6 protein-coding genes and 1 pseudogene are annotated in these 6,663 nt (G+C 46.8%); 3 read left to right on the top strand and 4 right to left on the bottom strand.

The features are described 5' to 3' along the window. Nucleotides 1-736 precede the first annotated feature (736 nt). Both QUA42_RS14095 and QUA42_RS14090 read right to left on the bottom strand, forming a co-directional pair. The gene (locus QUA42_RS14095; RefSeq protein ID WP_333137808.1) at nt 737-955 is read right to left on the bottom strand and encodes a hypothetical protein; all 219 of its coding nucleotides are present in this window, start codon (nt 953-955) and stop codon (nt 737-739) included. A 140-nt stretch (nt 956-1,095) separates the two neighbouring features. Beyond that, a complete protein-coding gene (locus tag QUA42_RS14090; protein WP_333137807.1) occupies nt 1,096-1,458 on the bottom strand; it encodes a hypothetical protein in 363 nt (120 codons plus the stop codon). Nucleotides 1,459-1,841: 383 nt separating this feature from the next. Here QUA42_RS14090 and scpB point away from each other — a divergent pair, with 383 nt between their 5' ends. Together scpB and QUA42_RS14080 are read left to right on the top strand one after the other, a co-directional pair. Next, nucleotides 1,842-2,357 (top strand): SMC-Scp complex subunit ScpB, encoded by a 516-nt coding sequence (gene scpB, locus QUA42_RS14085; RefSeq protein WP_006635908.1) that lies wholly within the window; start codon nt 1,842-1,844, stop codon nt 2,355-2,357. 42 nt (nt 2,358-2,399) lie between these two features. Further along, nucleotides 2,400-2,747, top strand: coding sequence for a DUF760 domain-containing protein (locus tag QUA42_RS14080; protein ID WP_006635907.1), 348 nt, complete (start codon nt 2,400-2,402; stop codon nt 2,745-2,747). A 305-nt stretch (nt 2,748-3,052) separates the two neighbouring features. On the opposite strand, the gene QUA42_RS14075 is transcribed toward QUA42_RS14080, so the two are convergent. Continuing rightward, nucleotides 3,053-4,273, bottom strand: a complete 1,221-nt coding sequence (locus tag QUA42_RS14075; RefSeq protein ID WP_333137806.1) for an HhoA/HhoB/HtrA family serine endopeptidase — start codon at nt 4,271-4,273, stop codon at nt 3,053-3,055. 313 nt (nt 4,274-4,586) lie between these two features. Between QUA42_RS14075 and QUA42_RS14070 the strand changes: the two genes are divergently transcribed. Then, a complete protein-coding gene (locus QUA42_RS14070) occupies nt 4,587-5,501 on the top strand; it encodes a M23 family metallopeptidase (protein WP_333137805.1) in 915 nt (304 codons plus the stop codon). 569 nt (nt 5,502-6,070) lie between these two features. Here the strand turns inward: QUA42_RS14070 and QUA42_RS14065 are convergent. Next, a pseudogene (locus QUA42_RS14065) lies at nt 6,071-6,663 on the bottom strand (WD40 repeat domain-containing protein); the annotation flags it as partial.

Below are 6,663 nucleotides of genomic sequence, written 5' to 3'. Positions count from 1 at the left end.
CATGGTAATCATGATGACTTAATTCTGTGCAGTCTTCAGCGTTTTTCTCCCTCATAACTTTTGGGTCTTTCTATAATGCAGTTATACCACTGCGATACTCTTCCTTTCTCGGTTGTTAAAAGCTGCTGTTGTAGATAGAAAATATCTCAATCCCTGAAACTACTTTTAAACAAAACCCCCTGACGGGGTGACAAGAAAATTCAAAAGCTCGATAAAATTAATGAAATATCCATTAAACCTCTCTGACATAAGGAGAGCTTATTCTGTCTGCGTTGCTTAATCAGGGTGTGAAAAAAATAAGTGGAAAATCCCCAATTTTTGTGGATAGTGGTTTCTATGACTGGCATATTTAGCCTTTCATACCGTAAATCACCAACGCCATTGCGTCTAATCTAATTTTCATCAATTCCGCAATAGTTTCATGGCAAAGCTCCATCTCTACTCCCTCCGCTTCGCTCCGCCCACGATTGGCTGTATCATCCAATCCAAAAGCTACTATGAGGTTGTTGCGCTCGCCTCGCCTCAGTAAGGCGACTGATATATTTCTGACTTCCCATAAGCTTGAGCTTGTGTCTTTGTAAAATCCTACAACTATAAGCTAAAGCTATTAAGAATATTAAAGTTTTTAGGCGGTCGTCACAAGGGTAACTTTTTTGAAAATTATAGCAGACTGTTTGACAGTCCTTAAACATTGCTTCGATACGACTGCGACATTTAAACGCTGTTACAGCTAGTTTCAATTTGCCGATATTGGTGAGTAAATACCAGCCTTCATCTTCGCCACTATTTCAATATTTTCGTTGCCCATAACCAGCGACATCAAAACAGCCCAATACTTGCTGCTCATTTTAACTCCGGTCAAATAAAAGCTCGTACCTGGTACTAAACCACACTCACTTAACCGCTTAAATTCCTCTCCTTCTTCTTGAATATAGCGTCCCTGTTTTACTCTCAAAACAAACCTTATGTTCTTTTCACACAGCCCACTTGCAAGCTTTACGCTCGGAAATTCAGGCGTCTCCTAAAAGGACAATTTTATAAATTTTTAGCAGACCAAGAATGGGGCAGATTAAGCTTTGTTGTTCTCGGAGGTTGCTACAGCCACACCAAAGGCAATATCTGCCAGTACAACGGTAAAGCTCTCTTGTCCCCAATCAGGCTAATCATCAACAGATTTTTATCTGGCCACTGCGTTTTATCAATCGCGACCTTCAACTCTTGTTTATTTTTAAATTGAGTTCTGCAGATATATTCAAGCAGAAGAAACCAAAGCTTTTCAATCTTGAGGATAGGTACCTTGAGAAATCGTTGAATAGAACGTCGTCGGCTCTCAAACATGATAGGGGATGGCATCAATTTCGCCAATAACTCAATACTCACTTGTTTATGGGTTGGGAGCAGAAAAACTAAAATAGTCAGAGTCAAGTATTTTAGTTTTTGAGCTGCTGTTGGAAACAAATTTGGTCTGATTGAGGTAACATTTTTAAAAGATGGGGCTTCTTAACAATACTGACCCCATCTTTTTTTTCCAAAAATCGGTCATAACCCCGTCATCTGTATTGGTTGATATATTTTACAGTAAGCTCAGGAGAGCCAGAAACGTTATATATTTCTGCGTCTCGGACTGATATAAAAAAATAAAATTAATAGTGTAGGTTTTGTTTCTCAACCTAACCTACACTATTAATAATTTGTGTAAGGGGAATGCTTATTCCTAACTCTCATTATTCACGACACGGAAGCTACGGAAATACGGATAACTGTTGTTTTCCTGAGTCCTTCTTCTTCCTTGCTTCTTCCTCTTTCTTTCAACGTCCCAATTCCTCGTTACTAATTCCCAAATGACTCGTTTAGCCACAACAATAGAAGCCATACTTTACCTAAAAGGTCAGCCAGTGTCGATCGCAGAAATTGCCGAGATTGCCAAGTGCGATCGAGCCGAAGCCGAAGACGCCATCATCGAACTTATGTCTGACTCGTCCCACCGCGACAGTGCATTAGAAGTCGTAGAAACCCCCACGGGATACAGCCTGCAACTCAGAGAAGAGTTTGCCAGTTTAATGCAAACTTTAATACCTCCAGAATTAGGTGTGGGAGCTTTGCGGACGCTGGCTGCGATCGCCCTCAAAGGCGGCATCGCTCAGCCAGATTTAGTTAACTTGCGAGGTTCAGGAGCTTACCAACAAGTGCAGGAACTTGTAGAAATGGGTTTCGTCCGCAAACGGCGGCCGGCTGAGGGGCGGTCGTATTGGTTACAAGTTACCGAGAAATTTCATCGGTACTTTCAAGTAGACCAACTGCCAAAACAATTGCAAATTGACTTTCAGGCAAATTTGTACCCAAGCAATGACGAGTAGTTTGAAGTAGAATGTAACCAGCCAGAAATTAAGAATCGCCAAATGGTTTTTCACCCTGACTTTGACACATCCAATGCTCAACAAACCGCAGTCAATCCACTGCTGAAGTACCTCCAACACCAATCCCCGGAGGTTCTAGCCCGCGTCGCCAAGTCCGTCAGCCCCGACATCAGAGAAATTATCTCTCATAACGTTCAAGGACTGGTCGGCGTTTTGCCTTCAGAAAATTTTAACGTCGAAATTACCACTGACCGCGAAAACTTAGCAGGTTTGCTAGCTTCAGCGATGATGACAGGCTATTTTTTGAGGCAAATGGAGCAGAGGATGCACCTAGAAGAAAATTTAGCAAGCACCAGCTCGATTCAACCAAACTCGCCCAAAGACAAGTAAAAATATCAACGGGTTGGGGAAGCCAGAAAGATGAACGTTGTTCAGAAAAATCCATAATCCTGAATCATGAAGGCACAGGGAATTAAGAAACCGGGCTGTTAACCGGGTATCCCTCGCCCTACACGAAGGATTTTGGTGAAAAAACCCGGTTGCTGCGTCCAGGACTATAAAGCATCAGATTGATCTTTCATCCTCCACCGTTTGCCACTAATAGCAGTTTCCCAAAAGAAAGCAACTCTAGGTAAGCTTCAAATCCTTATCCCGTAAGTCATTGCCAATTCTGTAATCTAAAATCTCAAATGGTATTACCCACCGGCAGAGCTACCCGATAGGGGAAAAGCACCCGGACGTACTTTTATATTCTGAACTTGACCCACACGGTTAATTTCCAGTTCGAGTTCTTTGCCCACAGCAGTGTTTTCCACCCGTTCTTGCACGTCCCCAGGAGTGTTAACCGCAATTCCGTCAACTTTTTGAATGACATCTCCGGGCCGCAAGTCGGCTTTTTGAGCGGGGGAATTTTCCACGACTCGCGTCACTGCTACGCCTTGATCGAGGGTAATTTTATTATTATCGAGCTGTTTGTTGAGTTCCGCCTTGGTGGCGGCAGTCAAGCTGACCATTTGAATGCCGAGATAGGGATGTTCGGCTTTACCTTTGGCGAATAGCTGATCGGAAACTCGTTTGGCGGTTTCGATCGGAATTGCAAATCCCAAGCCCTGAGCGTCGGCGCGAATGGCGGTATTGATGCCAATTACTTCGCCTTGGTCATTGAGTAGGGGGCCACCAGAATTGCCGGGGTTGATGGCGGCGTCGGTTTGGATGAAGCGAACTCGCTTGTCGGGGATGCCGACTTGAGAACTCGATCGACCTGTAGCGCTGATAATGCCCACAGTCACGGTATTGTCGAGACCTAAAGGATTGCCGATCGCGATCGCCCACTGTCCCGGTACAATATTGTCCGATCGGCCCAAAGCCACCTGCGGCAGTTCCTTAGCATTAATCTTAACCACAGCGACATCCGTCAGCGGATCGACTCCCTGCACCTTACCCTCAAACTCGCGGCCGTCTTTGAGCGTCACCTTGACAGTATCCGTCCCGGATACAACGTGAGCATTAGTAACGATGCGGCCGTCAGAAGTGAGAATAAACCCCGAACCCGTACCTCTCTTGACTCGTTCTTCCGGCTGCGGCAAATTTTCCCCAAAAAATCGGCGAAACAACGGATTTTTGAAAGCTTCCGGTACTTGATTTGCCACCTTGGTTGATGCGTCAATCCGAACTACAGCCGGGCCGACTTTTTCGGCTGCTTCAGCAATAAAATTGGGATTGCTGCGATCGACCGCCCGATTTTCCAGAACTGGAGGAGACGCATAGGGGGGGATTTGCTGGCGCACTACTGGCAAAACCAATCCGGTTTCCAGATTGTTTGAGCCTTGCAGATAGCGATTTCCCAACCATCCCATACCTCCGCCGATTGACAGCAAAGTCACATAAAGGGTCGTTTGCTTAAAAGATAAACTCATTTAATAACTCCCGCTAGATACCTTATCCCCGCAGACACGTTCGGAATCAAGCATTTTTGTCTTGGCGACGGGAAGAAAGCGGGGCGGGGCGTACCGCTTCCTCAAGAACATAGCTGTTAACAAGCAGGCGCTGATGGGCTTCACAGGCAATTTTGCCGGATTTGCCAAGAGCGACTCAAACTAATAATTCTCATCCTAACTTGGCTTAGCCTGGGATTTACAGTCTGGGGGGTGGCTAAAGGTTGTAAATATGAAGCTTCACAGGATTTTAAAATTGTCAACTGTCCCAAATGAATACTTTTGTCTGTAGATAATGAGGTTTAAACGCTTATTTCCGCTGATTTCTGCACTAATTTGGTCGATCGCACCGGTTGGGAAAACGGCCGCAAATACCGAGATCCCACCTGCAAATCTTCCTTCAGGTATACCTGTAGAAAACCCTGACCCCGCCCGCGATTGCCCGAGTCCGGCTATGTCTCGGTTGCGCCGCCACACTGTGGCCCAGGGCGAAACCATAGAAAGCATCGCGCGGCAGTACAATGTGATTCCTGCGGCGCTGATCGGGATAAATCCGACGTTGCGGGGCGGTGAAGTATCTGCTGGAAGTGCGATCGTCATTCCTCCGTACAGTGGCGTCGAGGTAGAAGTGCCTGCAGGCTCGAATTGGCAAAAACTGGCAGAAGCTTACAAAGTGCCCGCAGATTTGCTATTTGAGGCGAATGGGTGCGGGCCTTTGGGGAAAACGGTGTTTGTGCCTGCGGTGAACAGGTCGATCGGGCCTTCTATCAATCCCGATGCAACGCCATCGGTGCAAGGATTTCCGCTGCCCGCCCCAGCAGTGGAAGCTTTGCGTTACGGGCGGCAATTGCATCCGGCGCGGCGCGAATTTTTTTTCCACAGTGGCGTAGATTTTTTGGCGTCGGAGGGTACGCAGGTTTTGGCGGCGGGCGAAGGGACTGTCGCCTTTGCCGGGTCGCAGGGGGATTACGGGAATTTAGTGGTGGTGAACCATCAAGCGGGGAAGCAAACGCGTTACGCTCATTTGAAAGATATTGCGGTAAAAGTCGGTCAAAAAGTGCAGTCTGGAGAAGTTTTGGGAACTGTGGGGATGACTGGAAAAAGAGACATTCCGCCATCTCATTTGCATTTTGAAGTTCGGTACAATTCGGGTTTGGGTTGGGTTGCTGAAGACCCGCTGCTTTATTTGCAAGCGACTCTTAAAAAATAGGATTGGTAGTGTGCTACGGGGGTGAGAACCATCCCCAAATCCAGACGGGGTAACAATTGATCTGTGTGGTGGCAAAAAAAGATAGGCAGCATAATTGTTACACGCTTGCATCCAAAAAAATATGTTACCAACATTTGACCAGACTCATTTACAAAAACAAATGATGCAAAACCCGTTTATTTTACTCACAATCTTTTTGAACCTGATACAATCGGAGAAACAAGTAACGATCGCACTAATCGAGTTCCCATTAATCACTTATTGGTTAACAACTTATTGCCCGATCGCACATTTCTCTCAAATTTGATCGCCCATCCACAAAAAACCTGATCGCCCATCCACAAAAAACCCGGCGGTTGAAACCCAAAAACCCCGGCGGTTGAAACCGCGGCTACACAGACAAAACCCGCCTTCGCGGGTTGAAGATTTCAGCCGATGATTTTCAATCTCCGAATATCCTCTTCGTCCGCGTAGGCGGACATCGTTTGTTTAGACGCGGTTTCCAACCGCCGGGATTTCAACCGCCGAGGTTTTCAAATTAGATCGCCCAAATCGACCCAAAAATCCGATTATCGCCCGCCGCTAACTCCCTCCAATCGCAGGAAATGCACCCGGCCCGATCTATCGCCCGCTACAACTGTCACTCCATCAGGGGCGATCGCACAGCAATTAAACCCATGTTCTCCGCTGAAAGTACCAACCTCTTCACCGCTAAACAAATCCCAGACTTTCAGGGTATTATCCATTGAAGCGGAAATCGCTGTTTTGCCGTCCGGTGCGATCGCCACTGCCGTTACCCGGTGATTATGACCAGTAAGAGTTTTCAGTTCCCTGCCTGTCTGGGTGTCCCAGATTTTCAGGGTTTTATCCATTGAAGCGGAAATCGCGGTTTTGCCGTCGGGTGCGATCGTCACTGCTGTTACCCAGTCATTATGACCAGTAAGAGTTTTCAGTTCCCTGCCTGTCTCGGTGTCCCAGATTTTCAGGGTTGAACCGTCTGAAGCGGAAATCGCGGTTTTGCCGTCTGGTGCGATCGCCACTGCTGTTACCGAGTGATGAGGACCAGTAAGAGTTTTCAGTTCCCGGCCTGTCTCGGTGTCCCAGATTTTCAGGGTTGAATCGTCTGAAGCGGAAATCGCGGTTTTACCGTCGGGTGCGATCG

Origin of the sequence: Microcoleus sp. Pol11C2 (genome assembly GCF_036701505.1) — a bacterium.
Taxonomy (GTDB): domain Bacteria; phylum Cyanobacteriota; class Cyanobacteriia; order Cyanobacteriales; family Microcoleaceae; genus Microcoleus.
This window is presented reverse-complemented; position numbering and strand designations above follow the sequence as displayed.

Excerpts from the sequence above, each read along its gene's own strand:
- scpB (WP_006635908.1), top strand. The coding sequence starts at position 1,842 with ATGACTCGTTTAGCCACAACAATAGAAGCCATACTTTACCTAAAAGGT.
- QUA42_RS14080 (WP_006635907.1), top strand. The coding sequence starts at position 2,400 with ATGGTTTTTCACCCTGACTTTGACACATCCAATGCTCAACAAACCGCA.
- QUA42_RS14075 (WP_333137806.1), bottom strand. The coding sequence starts at position 4,273 with ATGAGTTTATCTTTTAAGCAAACGACCCTTTATGTGACTTTGCTGTCA.
- QUA42_RS14070 (WP_333137805.1), top strand. The coding sequence starts at position 4,587 with ATGAGGTTTAAACGCTTATTTCCGCTGATTTCTGCACTAATTTGGTCG.